At 71.1% G+C, this 17,316-nt stretch carries 13 protein-coding genes; 5 read left to right on the top strand and 8 right to left on the bottom strand.

From position 1 onward, the window contains the following. Positions 1 to 131 precede the first annotated feature (131 nt). A complete protein-coding gene (locus ABZ707_RS08645) occupies positions 132 to 1,376 on the bottom strand; it encodes an LCP family protein (RefSeq protein ID WP_360170014.1) in 1,245 nt (414 codons plus the stop codon). A 119-nt stretch (positions 1,377 to 1,495) separates the two neighbouring features. Here ABZ707_RS08645 and ABZ707_RS08640 point away from each other — a divergent pair, with 119 nt between their 5' ends. Next, entirely contained in the window at positions 1,496 to 2,047 is a 552-nt protein-coding gene (locus tag ABZ707_RS08640) for an acyl-CoA thioesterase (protein WP_360170011.1), read from the top strand. Positions 2,048 to 2,113: 66 nt separating this feature from the next. On the opposite strand, the gene ABZ707_RS08635 is transcribed toward ABZ707_RS08640, so the two are convergent. Continuing rightward, positions 2,114 to 3,667: an LCP family protein gene (locus ABZ707_RS08635; RefSeq protein ID WP_360171265.1), complete on the bottom strand. Its 1,554-nt coding sequence runs from the start codon at positions 3,665 to 3,667 to the stop codon at positions 2,114 to 2,116. Between the two features lie 365 nt (positions 3,668 to 4,032). On the opposite strand from ABZ707_RS08635, the gene ABZ707_RS08630 reads away from it, so the two are divergent. Continuing rightward, positions 4,033 to 5,073, top strand: a complete 1,041-nt coding sequence (locus ABZ707_RS08630; protein WP_360170008.1) for a glycosyltransferase family 2 protein — start codon at positions 4,033 to 4,035, stop codon at positions 5,071 to 5,073. 165 nt (positions 5,074 to 5,238) lie between these two features. Here the strand turns inward: ABZ707_RS08630 and ABZ707_RS08625 are convergent, their stop codons facing one another. The 3 genes from ABZ707_RS08625 to ABZ707_RS08615 all read right to left on the bottom strand — a co-directional run bounded on the left by ABZ707_RS08625 (position 5,239) and on the right by ABZ707_RS08615 (position 9,758). Next, complete coding sequence (locus tag ABZ707_RS08625) at positions 5,239 to 7,044, bottom strand: LCP family protein (RefSeq protein WP_360170005.1); 1,806 nt, start codon at positions 7,042 to 7,044, stop codon at positions 5,239 to 5,241. Positions 7,045 to 7,260: 216 nt separating this feature from the next. Continuing rightward, positions 7,261 to 8,808, bottom strand: a complete 1,548-nt coding sequence (locus ABZ707_RS08620; protein ID WP_360170002.1) for an LCP family protein — start codon at positions 8,806 to 8,808, stop codon at positions 7,261 to 7,263. A gap of 197 nt (positions 8,809 to 9,005) precedes the next feature. After that, positions 9,006 to 9,758 carry a TIGR03089 family protein gene (locus ABZ707_RS08615; RefSeq protein WP_360169999.1) on the bottom strand — a complete coding sequence of 251 codons (753 nt, stop codon included), beginning with the start codon at positions 9,756 to 9,758 and terminating at the stop codon, positions 9,006 to 9,008. Positions 9,759 to 9,885: 127 nt separating this feature from the next. On the opposite strand from ABZ707_RS08615, the gene ABZ707_RS08610 reads away from it, so the two are divergent. The 3 genes from ABZ707_RS08610 to ABZ707_RS08600 all read left to right on the top strand — a co-directional run bounded on the left by ABZ707_RS08610 (position 9,886) and on the right by ABZ707_RS08600 (position 13,747). Continuing rightward, positions 9,886 to 11,328 (top strand): peptidoglycan recognition protein, encoded by a 1,443-nt coding sequence (locus ABZ707_RS08610; protein WP_360169996.1) that lies wholly within the window; start codon positions 9,886 to 9,888, stop codon positions 11,326 to 11,328. 180 nt (positions 11,329 to 11,508) lie between these two features. Then, positions 11,509 to 12,591, top strand: a complete 1,083-nt coding sequence (locus ABZ707_RS08605; RefSeq protein WP_360169993.1) for an NDP-sugar synthase — start codon at positions 11,509 to 11,511, stop codon at positions 12,589 to 12,591. 217 nt (positions 12,592 to 12,808) lie between these two features. Beyond that, positions 12,809 to 13,747, top strand: coding sequence for a DNA-3-methyladenine glycosylase 2 family protein (locus ABZ707_RS08600; RefSeq protein ID WP_360169990.1), 939 nt, complete (start codon positions 12,809 to 12,811; stop codon positions 13,745 to 13,747). Between the two features lie 13 nt (positions 13,748 to 13,760). Here the strand turns inward: ABZ707_RS08600 and ABZ707_RS08595 are convergent, their stop codons facing one another. From ABZ707_RS08595 to ABZ707_RS08585, 3 genes are all read right to left on the bottom strand, one after another. Continuing rightward, positions 13,761 to 15,077: a coenzyme F420-0:L-glutamate ligase gene (locus tag ABZ707_RS08595; protein ID WP_360169987.1), complete on the bottom strand. Its 1,317-nt coding sequence runs from the start codon at positions 15,075 to 15,077 to the stop codon at positions 13,761 to 13,763. Continuing rightward, positions 15,074 to 16,030 carry a 2-phospho-L-lactate transferase gene (cofD, locus tag ABZ707_RS08590; RefSeq protein WP_360169984.1) on the bottom strand — a complete coding sequence of 319 codons (957 nt, stop codon included), beginning with the start codon at positions 16,028 to 16,030 and terminating at the stop codon, positions 15,074 to 15,076. The genes ABZ707_RS08595 and cofD overlap by 4 nt, the downstream gene beginning before the upstream one ends. Positions 16,031 to 16,102: 72 nt before the next feature. Continuing rightward, complete coding sequence (locus ABZ707_RS08585; RefSeq protein ID WP_360169981.1) at positions 16,103 to 16,603, bottom strand: cysteine dioxygenase family protein; 501 nt, start codon at positions 16,601 to 16,603, stop codon at positions 16,103 to 16,105. Between the last annotated feature and the right edge of the window lie 713 nt (positions 16,604 to 17,316).

The following is a 17,316-nucleotide window of genomic DNA, read 5'->3' as shown; positions in this document are numbered from 1 at the left end:
TCTCGACCCAGCCTTCGGTGCGGGGACCGAAGACCCCGTCCACCTCCACGATCTTCCTGCCGGCCTGTTTGTTGAGCAGACACTGCACCCCCCGGGGGGTGCCACCGGCCCGCTCCACACGGCTCCAGGGGTTACTGGGAGACCGTGACCTTCTCGTCGTTGTTGAGCTGCTTCACCAGCTCCTTGACCTTGGCCTTGTCCCAGACGAGATTGCCGCCCGCGCTGCCCGAGATCGGCATGTTCATGGACTTGCCCTCGCCGCCCGTGACGCCCTTCATCGCGAAGAACATCTGGCCCAGGGACCACAGGGACATGTCCTTGTCCACGATCAGCGTGTCCAGGCCCGCGCCCATCGTCGGGTAGAGCTTGAACGGGTTGAGGATCGTGCCGGGCGTGGCCGTCTGCGAGGCCAGGGCCGCCAGGAACTTCTGCTGGTTCTTCGTCCGGTCCAGGTCACTGTTGGCGAAGGCGTACCGCGTCCGTACGAAGGCCAGCGACTCCTCGCCGTTCAGCGTCTGCTTGCCCGCCTGGAAGTCGGCGCCGGAGTGCTTGTCCTTGAACGCCTTCGGGATGTCGATCTCCACCCCGCCGATCGCGTCCACGATATTGGCGAAGCCCGCGAAGCCGATCTCGACATAGTGGTCGATGTGCAGGCCGGTGTTGTACTCGACGGTACGGACGAGCAGTTCGGGGCCGTCCGACGCGTAGGCCGCGTTGAGCTTGGTCTGGCGGCCCGTGTTCGCGTAGAACTTGCCGGACTCCGAACCCCGGAACGACGGGATCGTCACATTGGAGTCGCGCGGGAGCGAGATGAGCGTCGGGCCGTTGGACCCGTCGTGCAGGATCATCATCGAGTCGGTGCGCTTGCCCTCGGCCGAACCCGTGTGGAGCTTCTTCTTCTCGTCCGCCGACATGCCTTCGCGGCTGTCGGAGCCGACGATCAGGTAGTTGGTGCCGTCGCCCGCCTCCGGGCGCTCGATGACCTTGGAGAGGTCGACCTCGCGCTGGAGCTTGGAGTCGGCCCAGAAGTATGTGCTGATGGAGACGCCGAGTATCGCGACGATCAGCACCAGTGAGCCGACCTTGAGGCGGCGGCGCCAGTCCGGCGCGCTGCGCGGCGAGGAATAGCCCGGCGGGGGCGGCGCTCCGCCGTTGCCGCCGCTCGGCGGCCGGCCGTAGACCTGACCGGTGTTGTATCCGCTGTCGTACGTCTGGGCATGGCCCTGGCCGTACCCTCCGGGCTGCTGGGGGACGCTCCCCGGCGGTACGTGGGGCATCACGCGCGCGCTCTCGGGCTGCGCGCCCGCGCTGCCGCGCCCGTAACGGTCGCGGCGCGCGCCGCGGTCGCCGTTCCATCCATCGGGCCATTCATTCATGCGGACCAGTGTGCAGGGCCCGCCCCGGCGCCAAACAGAGCAGGTGGGAAATCGGGTCGGGGCTGTTGCCAAGCTGATGCAATGCCCTCCCGCGCCGGCCGCCGCATAGGGTGGAGCGCATGACAGACCAGGTCTTTTCCCCGGGGACCGAGATAGCGGGCAAGCCCACCTCCGCGTCCCGGACCACACTCAGCCACATCATGACCGGCAGTGACACCAATCTCCTGGGCACGGTGCACGGTGGCGTGATCATGAAGCTGGTCGACGACGCGGCGGGTGCCGTCGCGGGACGGCACTCCGGCGGCCCGGCGGTGACCGCCTCCATGGACGAGATGGTCTTTCTGGAGCCGGTGCGGGTCGGCGACCTGGTCCATGTGAAGGCACAGGTCAACTGGACGGGCCGGTCCTCCATGGAGGTCGGCGTGCGGGTGCTGGCGGAGCGCTGGAACGAGTCGACCCCCGCGACCCAGGTCGGCAGCGCGTATCTGGTCTTCACGGCCGTGGACGCGGAGGGCAAGCCGCGTCCCGTACCCCCGGTGGTGCCGGAGACGGAGCGGGACCGGCGCCGCTACCAGGAGGCGCAGATCCGCCGTACGCACCGGCTCGCCCGGCGCCGCGCCATCAAGGAGCTGCGGGAGAAGCGCGCGGCGGACGGCATCGACGACCAGTGAGCCGCGCGGTGCCCGTCGCGGCGCCCGGCTACCGCCCATGTGCGGCAGGGCCGGCCGGTCAGCAGGTCAGGGGCAGGCGACCTGGTCCCCGGTGACCGTGCCGAACTGGCCCTTCGGCGGTTCCTCCACACGTACGGGCCGCACGGCCTTGTAGTCCGACCCCGCGATCACCTTGAGCACCGCGCCCTGCTTCCGCACCGGGCGCAGCTCGCTGCCGGGCAGGGCGGCGGCCAGGGACTTCGCCGAGCGGTCCCAGCGCGGGTCGTAGAGCACAACCGTGCGCCGCGCATCGCGGCCGTCCGAGGTGAGGGGCGTCCGGGTCGTGTTGAAGCCGGTGGCGCGCAGCGCGTCGTCCACCTGTTTGCCGAGTCCGTCCGTCCGCGTCCCATTGATGACCTGCACCCGGATCCGCTGCGGCTTCACCTCGACCAGCGCGACGTCCCCCCGCGGCTGCGGACTCCGCCCGACCGGGAGATCACCCGGCCCGCCCCCGGCGGCCCCCGGGCTCCGGGAGACCTGAGCGCTCCGGGAGATCTCCGGGCCCGGGGAGACCGGAGGACTCAGCGAGGTCCGGGGGATCCGGAGGCTCGCCCGGTTCGCCAGGGTTTCGGTGGTCTCCATGGGCACTGGCGTGCGCGGGGTCTCGGCCGGTGTCAGCGGCTTGTCCTCGCGCAGCGCCTGGAAGAGCTTCTTCGACTTCACCGGATCCCACCTCACCGTGGCGCCGATGCCCTTGACCGCGACGCTGTTGCCGGTGACCGGCACCGAGGTGAACTCGGCGGCGGAGGGAGAGAAGCCGCGCATCGCCTCGTTGACGGCCAGCATCTCCTCCGTACCGAAGCCCGAGTCGGCCCGGACGGAGCTCAGCATCGTCGAGGTGATGTCCCGGAGCTTCACCGGATTGAGCAGGACACCGCTGCTGGTCGCGCGGCTGATCAGGGCGGCCACGAACCGCTGCTGGCGCTCCATCCTGCTGAGGTCGGCGGTGCCGTCGACATGCCGGGACCGTACGTACTGGAGCGCCTGCCCGCCGTCCAGCTTGTGGGTGCCGGGTGTCAGGTCGAGCCCGGTGTACGCGTCGCTCAGCGGCCTGGGCGTACAGATCTCCACCCCGCCGAGGGCGTCCACCGTCTTCATGAAGCTGGTGAAGTCGACCTCCAGATAGTGGCCGATCTTCACGCCCGTCATGTGCTCCACGGTCCGGACCGTCAGATTCGGCCCGCCCTCCGCGTAGGCCGCGTTGATCTTCACCGGGTGCGGCTTGTGGTGCTTGCCGGTGGTCACATCGGTGTGCTCCGGCAGCTCCGCGTAACTGTCGCGCGGCACGCTCACCACGCTGGCGCGCTCGCCGTTCTCCGAGAGATGGACCAGCATGATCGTGTCGGTGCAGTGGCAGGGAGCGCCTCCGAGCCGGTACTTCTGCCGCTCCTTCTCCGTGATCTTGTCGCGGCCGTCGGTGCCGACGAGGAGGAAGTTCAGGCCGTGGCCCTCGTCGGGCCGGTTCTTCATGTCCTTGAACGCGTCCACCCGGCCGATACCGGAGTTGAGGCTGGTCATCACCGCGTGCCCGATGCCGCCGGCGCCCAGCACCAGTACGGAGAGGGTCGTCGCCAGCCGCATGCCCCAGCGCGGTCGCTTCGTGCCCCGCCCCGCGCCGGGTCCCGGCCGGCCGGCGGGCCGGGGGAGCGGGGCGGGCCGGCGGTGGGAACTGGCGGAGGAGCGGTGGGCGGAGCGGCCGGGAGAGCGGGGCGGCGTGGGCACGGGAAACACCTCCGCGGTGACAGCGTGACAGCGGGGACGGGGACCGTGTGCAAGGTAGGCCGATACGATCAGCGACACGGGACGGCGACAGGGCGGCGCGCGTCGCTGTCCCCCGTTCGCGGTAACGTGGCGGTCATACCGCCGTTCCCCGAAGGCCGGCCACGGTCCGTGTGAAGCCCTGGCCGAGGCCGGTCCCCGGGCCCGAAGGACCCCCGAAGGACCACATGCCTGCTCTGCCGCCCGCGGTCTCCGTGATCATGCCGGTGCTCGACGAGGAACGCCATCTGAGGAACTCCGTCCGGCACATCCTGGAGCAGGAGTACGACGGTGAGATGGAGGTGGTGATCGCGCTCGGCCCGTCCACGGACCGCACCGACGAGATCGCCGCCGAACTGGTGCGCGAGACCGCGTCCAACGAACGGGCCCGGGTCCACACCGTCCCCAATCCGTCGGGCCGCACGCCGGCCGCGCTGAACGCGGCGATCAAGGCGTCCAGGCACCCCGTCGTGGTGCGGGTCGACGGCCACGGTATGCTCTCGCCGGACTACATCGCGACCGCCGTCCGACTGCTTGAGGAGACGGGCGCGCAGAACGTCGGCGGAATCATGCACGCCGAGGGCGAGAACGACTGGGAGAACGCGGTCGCCGCCGCCATGACCTCGAAGATCGGCGTCGGCAACGCGGCCTTCCACACCGGGGGCGAGGCGGGGCCCGCCGAAACCGTGTATCTGGGTGTCTTCCGGCGCGAGGCGCTGGAGCAGCAGGGCGGTTACAACGAGGAGTTCATCCGCGCCCAGGACTGGGAGCTGAACTTCCGTATCCGGGAGGCCGGCGGCGGGATCTGGTTCTCCCCCGAGCTGCGGGTCCAGTACCGGCCCCGTCCCTCGGTCCGGGCGCTCGCCAAGCAGTACAAGGAGTACGGCCGCTGGCGGCATGTCGTCGCGCGCTACCACTCCGGCTCGATCAACCTGCGCTATCTCGCTCCGCCGGCGGCCGTCTGCGCCATCGCCGCCGGTGTGGTGGTCGGTGTGGTGCTCACGCCCTGGGGCCTGGTCGTCCCGGCCGGCTATCTGGCCGCGATCATCGCGGGCTCGGTCCCGGCGGGCAAGGGCCTGCCGCTCAAGGCCCGGCTCCAGATCCCGGTGGCGCTGGCCACGATGCACATGTCGTGGGGGTACGGCTTTCTGACCAGCCCTCGTTCGCTGGCGAAGAAGGTCATCGCGAGCCGCCGTTCCCCGGTGCGGACCGACACCACCGCCGTCTGACGCCCGGTCTGACTGTCCGTCCGGCCTGACTGTCCGTCCGGTCTCCCTGTCTGTCCGGTTCCCCGGCTCGGCGCCGCGATCCGGCCGTACGGCGCCCGTGGCCCGCTCCTGGTGCCTCGGGCGCCGGCCCGTACGGGCGGCCCCCGCCGCGCCGCTGACCAGGCGTCACTTGGCGCAGACGCGCTTGTCGGCCGCCATCCGCCGTACCCCCTCCGGCACTTCCGCCGGCCCGCCGACGGACACTCCCGCGGCTCTGAAGTCCGGCCCCAGCGTCAGCGACATGGGCCGGAGCCCGGCCCGGCCCCCGGCCGTCCGCTTCAGCGCCGCGGCGGGAAGGCCCATCATGTCCGCGAGCGCCCGCGCCTGGCCGGCCTGGTCGGGCGCGTACTCCAGGGTCGTCCTGGGCACTCTCGCCGGGGCGTTGCCCCGGTTGGCGGACCTCGGTACGCCCTGTTCGTCCTGCAGCCAGGCCAGCGTCTCCTGCGCCGCACCCTGCGGACCACCGCCGTTGTACACATCGACGTGTACGTCTGCCGGGTCCGCCCGGGGACCCCTGAGCAGCCTCTCCCGCTCGCTCCTGGCGAACGCCTCCTTCTGCTTCACCTCGGACAGGGAGGTGTCGCTCCGCATCAGCGCGAAGAGCGGCTCGGCCTCGGCCTCGTTGAGCAGCACGGTCGCGCCGTCCTCGCTGTCGACCACCGGCACGGTCGCGAAGGTGATGTTCTTCGGGTCCACCTTGGCCATTTCGGTACCGAGATCGCGCAGCCTCTCGATCGTCCCGATACCGGTGTCGACCGTGAGCGCCTCCGTCGCGGCCTCCGCCAGCTTCCACAGCTTGCCGGGACTGGTCAGGGTGTCGCCGGACTTCATCTTCCTGATCATCGAGCCGAGGAACTGCTGCTGTGTCTGGATCCGGTCGAGGTCGCTGCGGTTGCCGAAGCTCTTACGGGTCCGCACGAAGGCCAGTGCCTGCTCGCCCTGGAGCTTGTGGTCGCCCGCGGTCAGCCGGAGCCGGGAGGACGGGTCGTCGACGTCCTTGGCGAGACAGACCTCGACGCCGTCCAGGGCCGTCGTCAGTGTCTTGACGGCGTTGAAGTCGGCCATCATGAAGTGATCGACCGTCAGACCGGTGATCTTCGTGACGGTGCGCATCGTGCAGCCGGGATCGCGGTCGAGCTGGCCGAGGCTCTGGTTGAACCGGGTCTCCGCCGTCCCCGCGATGACCCTGATGCCGTCCGGTGTCCTGGTGACGCAGTCCGGGATGTCGGTGATCATGTCGCGGGGGATGGAGAGCGCCGTCGCGTTCGTACGGTCCTTGGACACATGGAACAGGATCGTGGTCTCGGCATGGCCGACGCTGTCCTTGTCGCCGTAACTCTCGTTGCCCGATCCGGTCCGCTTGTCCGTGCCGATCACCAGGACATTGACGGCCCGGTCCTTCTTGAAGCCGCCGCTGCCCGCGCCGCCGATGTCGATCGTGTCGATATTGCCGCTGAGGTGCTGGTAGACGAGGTACGAGCCGACCGAACCGCCGGCGATCAGCAGCGCCAGCATGCCGCCGCTCCACAGCAGGGCCCTTCTCCTGCCCGGCTTCCCGGGTCTGCGCTTGCGGCGTCCCGCGGCGAGGGCGGCGTCGGCCGCGTCCCGGGCGCGGCGGCTGCGCTGCGCGGGCAGATCGGGGCGTGGCGCGGCGCCGGCGCGCTCGGCGGCCCCCGGCGCCGGGCCCGGTCCGTTTTCGGCCCGGGAGGAGGACGTTCGCGCGGGACCGTTCTGGGCGGCGCCGTTACGCGGGCCGCCCGGGTCCGGCGCCTCCGCGCGCGGCGCGCCCCCTCCGGCGCCGCGCGGGCGGGAAGAGGCGGACTGCTCCGGGGACCGGTCCAGCCGCAGTTCGTAATGGCCGGTCCGCGGGTTGAGAACCCACTGATCGGCGGAGTCGAATTCGCCCGCCTGTCCACGGTCTTGCGCATCCACGGTTGCTTGAATCCTCCGTCGGTGCCACGCGAGGCGCCTTCCCCCGAAGGCGCTCGGTCTTTCGATCCGGCAGTGCGTGAACTCACGGATGCACGGATCACGTCACACTATCTGCACAGTTCGGCATCGGACGACGACCTTGACAAATTCCACACGCATTACAAGCCGACGCTCCGCCCCATCTCCGCGGCGGACGGGTTCTTTTCGCTCACCGTTCTAATCGCACGGGCCCTGAGCGGCATTTGAGCCCGAGAATGTGGGCACCCGGCCAGCGTTTCCCGGCGCGGAATCGCCAGACTTCTCGTCGGTCGAAGAATTGTTTTCCCCGCCGCCTGCGCCGTCGCCGGTGCTTATGCCGCCGGTGGCGTCTTCGGAACTCTTCCGGGGCTCCTCGCTCTTACCGGAGTCCTCGCTCCTGGCGGAGTCGCCGGACTTCCCGGCCGGTGTGACCGAGACGGGTTGGTCGTCGCGCAGTTGTTTGAAAAGATTTCCGGCGTCGGGCTGCTGGAGCTGATCGCGATTCGGGTCCGCGCTGTAGGGCTCCCGGGGAGCGGTCAGGAACTGCACCTTCTCCGTCGGGACGCTCTGCATGGAACGCGCCAGGTCATAGAGGTCCTGGAGGCTGTTCAGCCCCGGGTCGGTGGTGAGGGCCTTGGTGGCCGCGTCCAGCACCGGATACAGCCGGGTCGGGTTGAGCAGCACCCCGTTGCTCTGCACCTTCTTGAACAGGGCGCCGAGGAAGCGCTGCTGCCGCTCCATGCGCTGCGTGTCGCTGCCGTCGCCGATGTCATGGCGGGCGCGTACGAAGCCGAGAGCCTGCTCCCCATTGAGGGTCGGGGTGCCGGCGGGCAGCTTGAGCTGCGCCTGCTTGTCGTCGACCGGCTCCTTGAGACAGACCTGGACGCCGTCCACCGCGTCCACGACATCTTTGAAGCCACTGAAGTCGATCACCATGTGGTGGTCGACCCGTATGCCGGTGAGCTTCTCTATCGTGCGGATCGTGCAGGCCGCGCCGCCGAATTCGAAGGCCCAGTTGAACTGGGCGTAGCGCTCGCCGGTGCGGGTGCCGTCCGGCTTGCGGCAACTCGGGATGTCCACCATCAGGTCACGCGGGATGGAGACGGCCGTGGCGCTCTGCCGGTCGGCCGCGAGGTGCAGCAGGATCGTGGTGTCGGAACGCTGCGATCCGCCGTCGTCCTGACCGTACTTGCCGTTGCCCTTGCCCGAGCGGGTGTCGGAGCCGAGGAGCAGTATGTTCTGCGCGTTCAGGACGACGGGAGTCGGCCGGTCCTTCTCATAGGTCCGCAGCTCGGCGGCGGCGGTGGTGTCGGTGGTGATGTTGCCGTCGAGCTTCTCGTAGAGCCACCAGCCGGCAGCGGCGGCGGCGAGTACGACGACGGAGGTCCCGAGGGCGGTCCAACGAACCCAGTGGCTCTTGCGGTTGGGGCGCGAAGAGACGTTTTTTCCGGCGGTCGCGGTCGCGCTGTCGCCGCCGGTGGCGTCGTCGTCGCCGGTCGCGTCGGCGGCGGTCGTGCTGGTCGTGTCGGTCGCGTCGGTGGGCGGGGTGGCCCCGGCCACCGCCGGGCCGTCCGTCCCCTCCCCGCCTGTCTCCCGCTCGCCGGGGGGCGTGTCGGCGTCCCCGGGCGCCGGCTCGCGCGCCGGGCTCTCGTCGTCGGGCTCAGGCGTTCCTGTCGCCGGCTTGTTCGCGGCCGGGGTCTCAGGTTCGGCCGGCGTGCCAGCACTGTCGGTCACGTCTGCGTCCATCCTTACAAGGCGTCGGCGACGCGCTGGGCCGCCGGTTGCTGGGGTAGACGGGCGAACCCCGCGCTTGGTTGTGCTGCGGGGGGCACGTATCGCCGATCATGTACTGCGGTTGAGTGCCGGTCCTGGACATCCGGGGTCCTGCTGTGCGCCGGTCGAGTGGCCTCCGGCGGCTTGTCATCTTTCCTGCCTGGCGGCGGTCAAACCGCCCTGTCGGTCACGCGTTCACTTTCGAAACGCTTTTCGAGCGCCGCTGCCGGGAGCTGTTCGAGGTGACGGCAGAGCACCACCGACCCCCCGGCCGCGAGCGGGGCGAACAGCCCGGCCGACAGCCCCGCCCAGGTGTCGTACGCGAGTCCGGACAGCAGCCGTGAGCCGGGCGCGAGGCCGCGCTCCCCGGCGTCCGCCCGCGCACGCGCGACGATCTGGTCCCCCGTCAGCTCCGTGCCGTCGACGACGAGCGCCGGCGCCTCCGGGTCCACCGGGGCGTACGGCGCGAAGCGGTCACCCTGGCCCGGCACCTCGACCGCGTAGTCCGCGAAGCCCGCCGGTGGCTGCGGGAAACGGCCGCCCAGCGGACGCAGCGCCAGTGCCACCCGCTCCCCGCGGCACGCGCGCGCCGCGTCCAGGGTGTCGGGGCCGCTGACGACAAGATCCGCTCCGGCGGGGTCGCCGCCGATCTCGGCCGTCACACCGACGGAGGAACAGGCGAGCAGCCAGACGGCGCTCTGCCAGTGCGCGGGCAGCAGCAGCGCGAGCCGGTCGCCGGGCGCCGCGGCGAGGTCGCCCTGGAGCAGATTGGCGGTCTTGGACACCCAGTTGGCGAAGGTGGCCACGGACAATTCCACGCGTTCACCGGTGGCATCGTCGTAGAAAGTGACCAAGGGGCGGGCCGGATCGCTGAGGAGAGCGGATCGCAGCAGGTCGGCGGGGGTGCGGTCGCTGGCGTTCACCCGGGAAAGGGTACGCCGCCACGCCGTTCGCCCACCGCCGTACCGGTGACGGCGCCCACCGGTTGGCCCGACGGTCCGTCAGTTTTCCCGGCGGGCGGGATCGTCGGGACGCCGTCAGGATCACCCCATGCGTGCCTACCTTGCAACCTCGATCGGTGTCGCGTGCACCGCGGCCCTGATCCTCCCGCTGTCGCTGCCGTCGGACGCGGTCGCCGCTCCGGGGGCCGCCGTCCCGCATGCCGTACCCCAGCGAGCGGCCTCCCAGCAGCCCACTGTCCCGGCGGACACGGCGGACACGGCGGACACGGCGGAACCGCCGGGCTCCACCCAGTCGCTTCCGCTGGCCCCGCTCGGCCGGAACCGGGCGCTCGGCTCGGCCGCGCAGCAGGGAGTGACCCGGCGGGATGTCGGGTCGTTCTCGCTGCTCGGCCTCGTCTGGGAGAGCGCCGACGAAGAACTCGACGGAAAGGTCCAGGTCCGCACCCGCGCGTCCGGGACGCGGCGGTGGTCCCCCTGGCAGGAACTGGAGACACACAACCACGAGCACGGCGCCGACCGCGGTACGGAGGAGCGCGACTCGGGGACGGTGCGCGGCTCCACCGCCCCGCTCTGGGTCGGCGGCTCGGACGGTGTCGAGGTCCGGGTACGGCCGGCCGGCCGGGCGGGCGCGGCAGGAGCGCCGCGCGCGCGGCTGCCCGAGGGGCTGCGCCTGGAACTGGTCGACCCGGGCAACGGCTTGCCGTCCTCCGGCGGGACGGTCGCGGAGATCGGGGTGACCCCGGACGACATCGTCGGCGACGGCGCGGCCGGGCGTCCGCCGGGGAGACAGCACCGGTCCCTCGGCGCGGCCGTCCCGAACGACCCGAGGTCCGCCAACGCGGGGCTCACCATCCGCGGTGGCACCGAGATCCCGGCCCTGTCCAGGAAGCAGACGATGGCCGCGCTCCGCTACTCCCGGCCGCATGTGGGCCCGCGCCCGCGGATCATCACGCGCCGGGGCTGGGGCGCGAACGAGCGGATGCGCGAGAGGGACTTCGGTTACACCGGATCCGTGGTCAAGGCGGCCTTCGTCCATCACACCGGGACGGGCAACAACTACCGCTGCGCGCAGGCACCGTCCGTCCTGCGCAGTATCTACCGCTACCACGTCAAGAGCAGTGGCTGGCGCGACATCGGCTACAACTTCGCCATCGACAGGTGCGGAAACATCTACGAAGGGCGGGCCGGGGGAGTGGCCAGGTCCGTCGTGGGTGCCCACACGCTCGGTTTCAACACGAACAGCATGGGCATCGCCGTCCTCGGAACGTACAACAGGATGAGACCACCGGCGGCCACCACGACCGCCATCGCCAGGCTCACCGCGTGGAAGCTCGGGATGTACGGGGTCAACCCGCGCGGCAAGGTCACGCTCACATCCGCGGGGAGCGACAAGTACCGGAGGGGGATGCGGGTCAGGCTCAATACGATCTCGGGGCACCGGGACGGGTTCGCCACCGAATGTCCAGGAACCCGCCTCTACGAGAAGCTCGGCAAGGCGCGGCGTTCGTCGGCCTGGTACCAGGGCCGCTGAGCTGTGCCAATGATCCGCACCAGCGACAGGAGGCGCCGATCGGGGCCCGCTGATCGAGGCTTTGGCCCGGGACGCACCGCACAGGCTGCATACACTGCCGGTCCCATGTACGCGTGTACACGGGTACGTATATGCGTACATGCGAAAGCGCCGGCCCCAGCAGGAAGCAGAGACGACACGGTGACAGAAGCGATCCTCCTGGTCGGCGGCAAGGGCACCCGGCTGCGGCCGCTCACGGTGCACACTCCCAAGCCGATGGTCCCGGCGGCAGGCGTCCCGTTTCTCACACATCAGCTCGCCCGCGCGCGTGCGGCGGGCGTCGAACACATCGTCCTCGCCACCTCCTATCTCGCCGAGGTCTTCGAGCCGTACTTCGGTGACGGCTCGTCACTCGGGCTGCGTCTGGAGTACGTCACCGAGCGGGAGCCGCTCGGTACGGGCGGGGCGATACGCAACGTCGCCTCCAGGCTGCGTTCCGGCCCGGACGATCCGGTGCTGATCTTCAACGGTGACATCCTGACGGGCCTGGACATCGAGGCGCTGGTCGCGACGCACGCGTCCTCCGGGGCGGATGTCTCACTGCATCTGACGCGGGTCGAGGACCCCCGGGCCTTCGGGCTGGTGCCGACGGACGGGAGCGGACGGGTCACGGCTTTCCTGGAGAAGCCGCAGACACCCGAGGAGATCGTCACCGATCAGATCAACGCGGGCGCGTATGTGTTCCGGCGCTCGGTGATCGACTCCATTCCGGCGGGGCGGCCGGTCTCGGTGGAACGGGAGACCTTCCCGGATCTGCTGGCCGCCGGCGCGCATCTCCAGGGCATGGTCGACTCCACCTACTGGCTGGACCTGGGCACACCGCACGCCTTTGTCCGCGGCTCGGCCGACCTGGTGCTCGGCCGGGCCCCGTCCCCGGCGGTCCCGGGCCGCTGCGGCGACCGGCTGATACTGCCGACGGCCTCCGTGGCGCCGGGCGCGAAGCTCACGGGCGGCACGGTGGTGGGGGCGGGCGCGGTCATCCACGAGGGGGCGCGGATCACCGGCAGTGCGGTGCTGGACGGCGCGGTGGTGGAACAGGGCGCGGTGATCACGGACTCGCTGATCGGCGCGGGGGCGCGCGTGGGCGCCCGTACGGTGCTGACGGGCGCGGTCGTCGGGGACGGCGCCCAGGTGGGGGCGGACAACGAACTTCGGGAGGGGGTCCGCGTCTGGTGCGACGCGATCCTCCCGCCGGCGTCGGTGCGATTCTCCTCGGACGAGTAGCCCGCGCGGGACGAACCGCCGGGCGGGCGAGCCGACCGGGGCGGCCGGTCGACCCGGGCAGCCAGGAGCGCGTCCGGGCAGGAGGCCCTCCCGCCCCGGCCGCGTCTGTCCGTACCGCCTACTCTCGGGAGAGACCCCGACTCCGAGGACCTCATCCGTGGCAGGCCGCTTCGTTCCCCGATCCCGTCCCGCGCCGACGGCGCACGCGCACCCGTCCGTGCCGCGTCCCCCCGGTCCCGTGGACGGGATCCGGCGACGCTGGACGCCTCCAGCGGGACCGTACGACCTCGGGCTCGTCCTTGGACCGCTGCGCCGGGGGCCCGGCGATCCGACGTTCCGGGCCTGCTCCGACGGCTCCGTCTGGCGGACCGCCAGGACGCCGGCCGGTCCGGGGACGCTGCGGGTCGTGGCACGCGGCGGCGCCGTGGAGGCCGAGGCATGGGGCGCCGGCGCGGAGTGGATGCTGGAACAGCTTCCCGAGCTGCTCGGCGAGTCCGACGAGCCGGAGGCGTTCACTCCGCGCCACCGTCTGTTCGTCACGGTCCTGCGGCACCGCCCGGGGCTGCGTCTCTGCCGCACCGGGCTGGTGCTGGAGTCGCTGATCCCGTCCGTCCTGGAGCAGAAGGTCACCACCGTCGAGGCGTACCGCGCCTGGCGTCTGCTGGTACGCAGGCACGGCGAGCCCGCGCCGGGGCCCGGCGCCGCCGAGGGGCTCCATGTCATGCCCGACCCGCGGACCTGGGCGCTGATCCCCTCCTGGGAGTGGCACACGGCAGGTGTCGACGCCAAGCGCTCCTCGACGATCCTGCGCGCCGTCCGTGTCGCCCGCCGGCTGGAGGAGGCCGCGGCGATGGACCCGGAGCGGGCCGCCGCCCGGCTGGAGCTGATCCCGGGCATCGGTCCCTGGACCGCCGCGGAGGTCGTCCAGCGTTCGAACGGCGCCCCGGACGCCGTCACCGTCGGCGATCTCCATCTCCCGGGCATCGTCGGCCACGCGCTGGCGGGTGACCGGTACGCGGACGACGCGGCGATGCTGGAGCTGCTCGCTCCCTACGCGGGCCAGCGCCACCGCGCGACCCGGCTGATCCTGCTCGGCGGTCACGCCCCGCCGCGCCGCGCTCCGCGTATGCCGGTCCGGGACATCGCCCGCCTGTAGGCCGGCAGCCCTGTCATCGCACCTCGATGAACGTCCCCGCCTCCCGGGCCGGCCGGTCCTTCGGCGGGGCCGCCGCGTGGCCCACCGCCACCGCGCCCATCGGGTCCCAGTCCCCGGGCAGGTCCAGCACGTCCCGTACGACCTCCCGGCAGAACATCGTCGACGAGACCCACGCGGAGCCGAGCCGCTCGCCCGCCAGCGCCACCAGGAAGTTCTGCACGCCCGCGCCGGCCGCGACCACGAACATCTCGCGTTCGGCGGTGTCCCGGCGCGGGTCGCCATAGGTGTGCGAGCCGTCCATGACCAGGCACGGCACCACCAGATACGGCGCGGCGCGCAGGACATCGCCACGGCGGACGCGCTTGGCGACGGACTCCTCGGACTTGCCGTCGCGGCGCAGATCAGCGATCCAGGCGTCACGCATCGCGTCCAGCAGCCGGGTGCGGGACTCCGCGGACTCCAGCAGGACAAAGCGCCACGGCGTGGTGTGGTGCGGGGCCGGCGCCGTGACGGCTGCCGCGACCGCGCGGCGCACCGCGCCCGGGTCGACCGGCTCGTCCGTGAACTCCCGGACCGTGCGCCGCTGGGTGACCGCTTCCCGTACCGCCTCGGACGTGCCGAGCCGGAACATGTCGTCGGCGGCGGTCCGCACCATCGCTCGCGCGCCCTCGTGATCACCGGGGCCGGTGGGACCACCGGAACCGGCCACCAGATGCGCCAGACCGCTCACCACCGCGACCGGCAGGCCCTCGGCCTTGCCCTTGACCAGATCGCCCGCGGCGGCCAGTTCGTCGGCGGTGGCGACGACGGTGGCGCTCAGCGGATTGCCGTGGGCGTCCGTCCCGCCGCGCAGATCGTCCAGGACCCGCACCCCCGCGGCTCCGATCGCCACATCGGTGAGGCCGTTGCGCCAGGGCCGGCCGAAGGTGTCCGTGACGATCACACCGATGTCCACGCCGAGCGCGTCGCGCAGCCCGTCCCGGATCGTCCGCGCCGAGGCGTCGGGGTCCTCGGGCAGCAGGAGCACCGTGCCGGGGGCGGTGTTGGAGGCGTCGACCCCGGCCGCCGCCATCACCAGCCCCAGCCTGTTCTCGACGATACGGAGGGGACCGCGGCGCGCGACCACCCGTACCGTCTCCGTGTCTATCGCTGCCTCGCGGTCGGCCGCCTCGACGATCCGGCCCTCGGCCTTGGAGACAATCTTCGAGGTGACCAGCAGGATGTCGCCGTCCGCCAGACCGGGATCGGTGGCCGCGACCAGCTTCGCGAGGTCGTCGCCGGGGCGTACCTCCGGAAGCCCGGGCAGCGCGCGGACGCGGTACGACGTCATGCCCGTACCTCCTCGGCCAGGGTGAGCGCCTCCCGCGCCATCGCGGCGGCGGCGTCCACGTCCGTCATCAGCAGCGGGACGGCCCTGGTGCGGATCCCCGCGGCCTCGATGTCGGCCACGGCGGCCGCGTCCACGGTGTCGACGAGCCAGCCGTCCAGCAGCCCGGACCCGTAGTGCAGGGCGACGGCCGAGGCCGTCGACTCGACACCGATGGCGGCCAGCACCTTGTCGGCCATCCCGCGCACGGGCGCGTCGCCGACGATGGGGGAGAGGCCGACGACCGGTACGCCCGCGTCGGCGATGGCTTCCCGGATGCCGGGGACGGCGAGGATCGTGCCGATACTGACGACGGGGTTGGACGGCGGGAAGAGAATGACGTCGGCCGAGGCGATGGCGTCGAGCACCCCCGGCGCGGGCTTCGCCTGGTCGGCGCCGACCGGGACGACCGCCTGGGCGTCCACGGACGCCCGCATCTTCACCCAGTACTCCTGGAAGTGCACCGCCTTGCGTTCGCCGTCCACATCGACGGCGACATGCGTCTCGACGCGGTCGTCGGACATCGGCAGCAGCCGCACGCCCGGCTTCCAGCGGGCGCAGAGCGCCTCGGTGACGGCGCTGAGCGGATAGCCCGCGCCGATCATCTGGGTGCGGACGATATGGGTGGCGACGTCGCGGTCGCCGAGGCCGAACCACCCCGGTCCGACGCCGTAGGCCGCGAGCTCCTCCTTGACCTGGAACGTCTCGTCGGTACGCCCCCAGCCCTGCTCTTCATTGATGCCACCGCCGAGGGTGTACATCACGGTGTCGAGGTCGGGGCAGACCTTCAGCCCGAACAGATGGATGTCGTCACCCGTATTGCCGATCACCGTGACGTCCGCGTCGGGCGCGGCCTGCTTGAGGCCGCGGAGGAAGCGGGCGCCGCCGATACCGCCGGCCAGAACCACAATGCGCATGGGGACAGTGTCTCAGCCGGGGCCGTCCGGCTGGGGCCGTCCGGCCGGGGGCGGTGGTCGGGCCCTCGGGGCTCAGGCGCGTACGGCCTCCTGGGCTGCCGGGGCGCAGCGGGCCGAGTGCGCCGGCATCTCGGTCAGGCCCGGGTAGTAGATGTGCAGGCTGACGGCCGGTTCGATGGTGTCGTTGACGACCTCGTGGACATAGCCGGGGGCGAAGACCCGCTGTGCGCCCGGCGCGAGCACCCGGCTGCCGCGCTCCGTACGCTCCGTCAGTTCCCCGGCGAGCACGGTCAGTACGCCCGAGGACGGGCCGTGACCGTGCGCTCCGCTGCCCTGGCCGGGCACCCAGGAGAGCAGCCACACCTCATAGCCGGGGCCGGTGCGCAGCCGGTGGTACCAGCGGCTGGTGGCGTCGTACTGGACGAGCGGGGCCCACTGCGCGCGGTCGCCCGCGAGGGAGCGGGCGAGTCCGGCGAATTCGGCCACGGTCGCCGGGTGCTCCCGGGCGGGCTGGAGAAGGTGCGGGACCTCAAGGAGGTCGCCGGCGATCTGGAGGTCGCTGTCGCTGTTCATGGGTGCGGTGAATCCTCGGCAGAAAAGATGTGAGGGGGTGTCACGGAGCGATGCGCCGGCGCGGCGGACGCCGCGGAAGCGCTGTGGTGGGGATCAGAAGGTGATCAGACGACCGGAAAGACGGGAACACGCGGAAAGGCTCGGAACGATTCGAAAGTCCGGAGCACTCGCGAAGATCAGAACGGTCGAGGAGATCGGCTGGAGCCCGAGGGCATCAACAGCAGGAGCAGCAACAGCGAGCCTGGACAGCACTGCGGAATCCACGGACGTGGGTCGCGGTCTGAGCGGAGATCACCGGCATACGAACAAAGGTGGCGACCGAGGTCATCGATGTCAACTTGATGACCGATTTGGCGGCAATGTTTCACCTCATCCGGTTACTGAGGCAGGTGAAAGGTTTGTCCACCTGTAAGTGTGGAGACATGGGGCAGCGACCGTGCTCGCAAACACCGTCGCCCCCTCGTGATCAGACTGTGATCCGGATCGCCTCCGCGCCCCGGGTCGGCAACGCGGTCGGAGCCGGTGACGTCTCCTCCGTTGAGGAGGGGCGACTGCGGGTAGGCGAAGTGGACGGGCCAGTGGCATGTGTCAGGTTTTTGGTGATTTGAACACTTTCCGCATAGCCTTGGTTCCGCAGAGTGAATACAGGGCCCAATAGCAGATCTCGGCTTGACTGGCCCGGAGCCACACACTTGTAATTTCACTCGTGTCGT

Origin of the sequence: Streptomyces sp. NPDC006923 (assembly GCF_040635655.1) — a bacterium.
GTDB lineage: Bacteria > Actinomycetota > Actinomycetes > Streptomycetales > Streptomycetaceae > Streptomyces.
This window is presented reverse-complemented; position numbering and strand designations above follow the sequence as displayed.

Excerpts from the sequence above, each read along its gene's own strand:
- ABZ707_RS08645 (WP_360170014.1), bottom strand. The coding sequence starts at position 1,376 with ATGAATGAATGGCCCGATGGATGGAACGGCGACCGCGGCGCGCGCCGC.
- ABZ707_RS08640 (WP_360170011.1), top strand. The coding sequence starts at position 1,496 with ATGACAGACCAGGTCTTTTCCCCGGGGACCGAGATAGCGGGCAAGCCC.
- ABZ707_RS08635 (WP_360171265.1), bottom strand. The coding sequence starts at position 3,667 with ATGCGGCTGGCGACGACCCTCTCCGTACTGGTGCTGGGCGCCGGCGGC.
- ABZ707_RS08630 (WP_360170008.1), top strand. The coding sequence starts at position 4,033 with ATGCCTGCTCTGCCGCCCGCGGTCTCCGTGATCATGCCGGTGCTCGAC.
- ABZ707_RS08620 (WP_360170002.1), bottom strand. The coding sequence starts at position 8,808 with ATGGACGCAGACGTGACCGACAGTGCTGGCACGCCGGCCGAACCTGAG.
- ABZ707_RS08610 (WP_360169996.1), top strand. The coding sequence starts at position 9,886 with ATGCGTGCCTACCTTGCAACCTCGATCGGTGTCGCGTGCACCGCGGCC.
- ABZ707_RS08595 (WP_360169987.1), bottom strand. The coding sequence starts at position 15,077 with ATGACGTCGTACCGCGTCCGCGCGCTGCCCGGGCTTCCGGAGGTACGC.
- cofD (WP_360169984.1), bottom strand. The coding sequence starts at position 16,030 with ATGCGCATTGTGGTTCTGGCCGGCGGTATCGGCGGCGCCCGCTTCCTC.
- ABZ707_RS08585 (WP_360169981.1), bottom strand. The coding sequence starts at position 16,603 with ATGAACAGCGACAGCGACCTCCAGATCGCCGGCGACCTCCTTGAGGTC.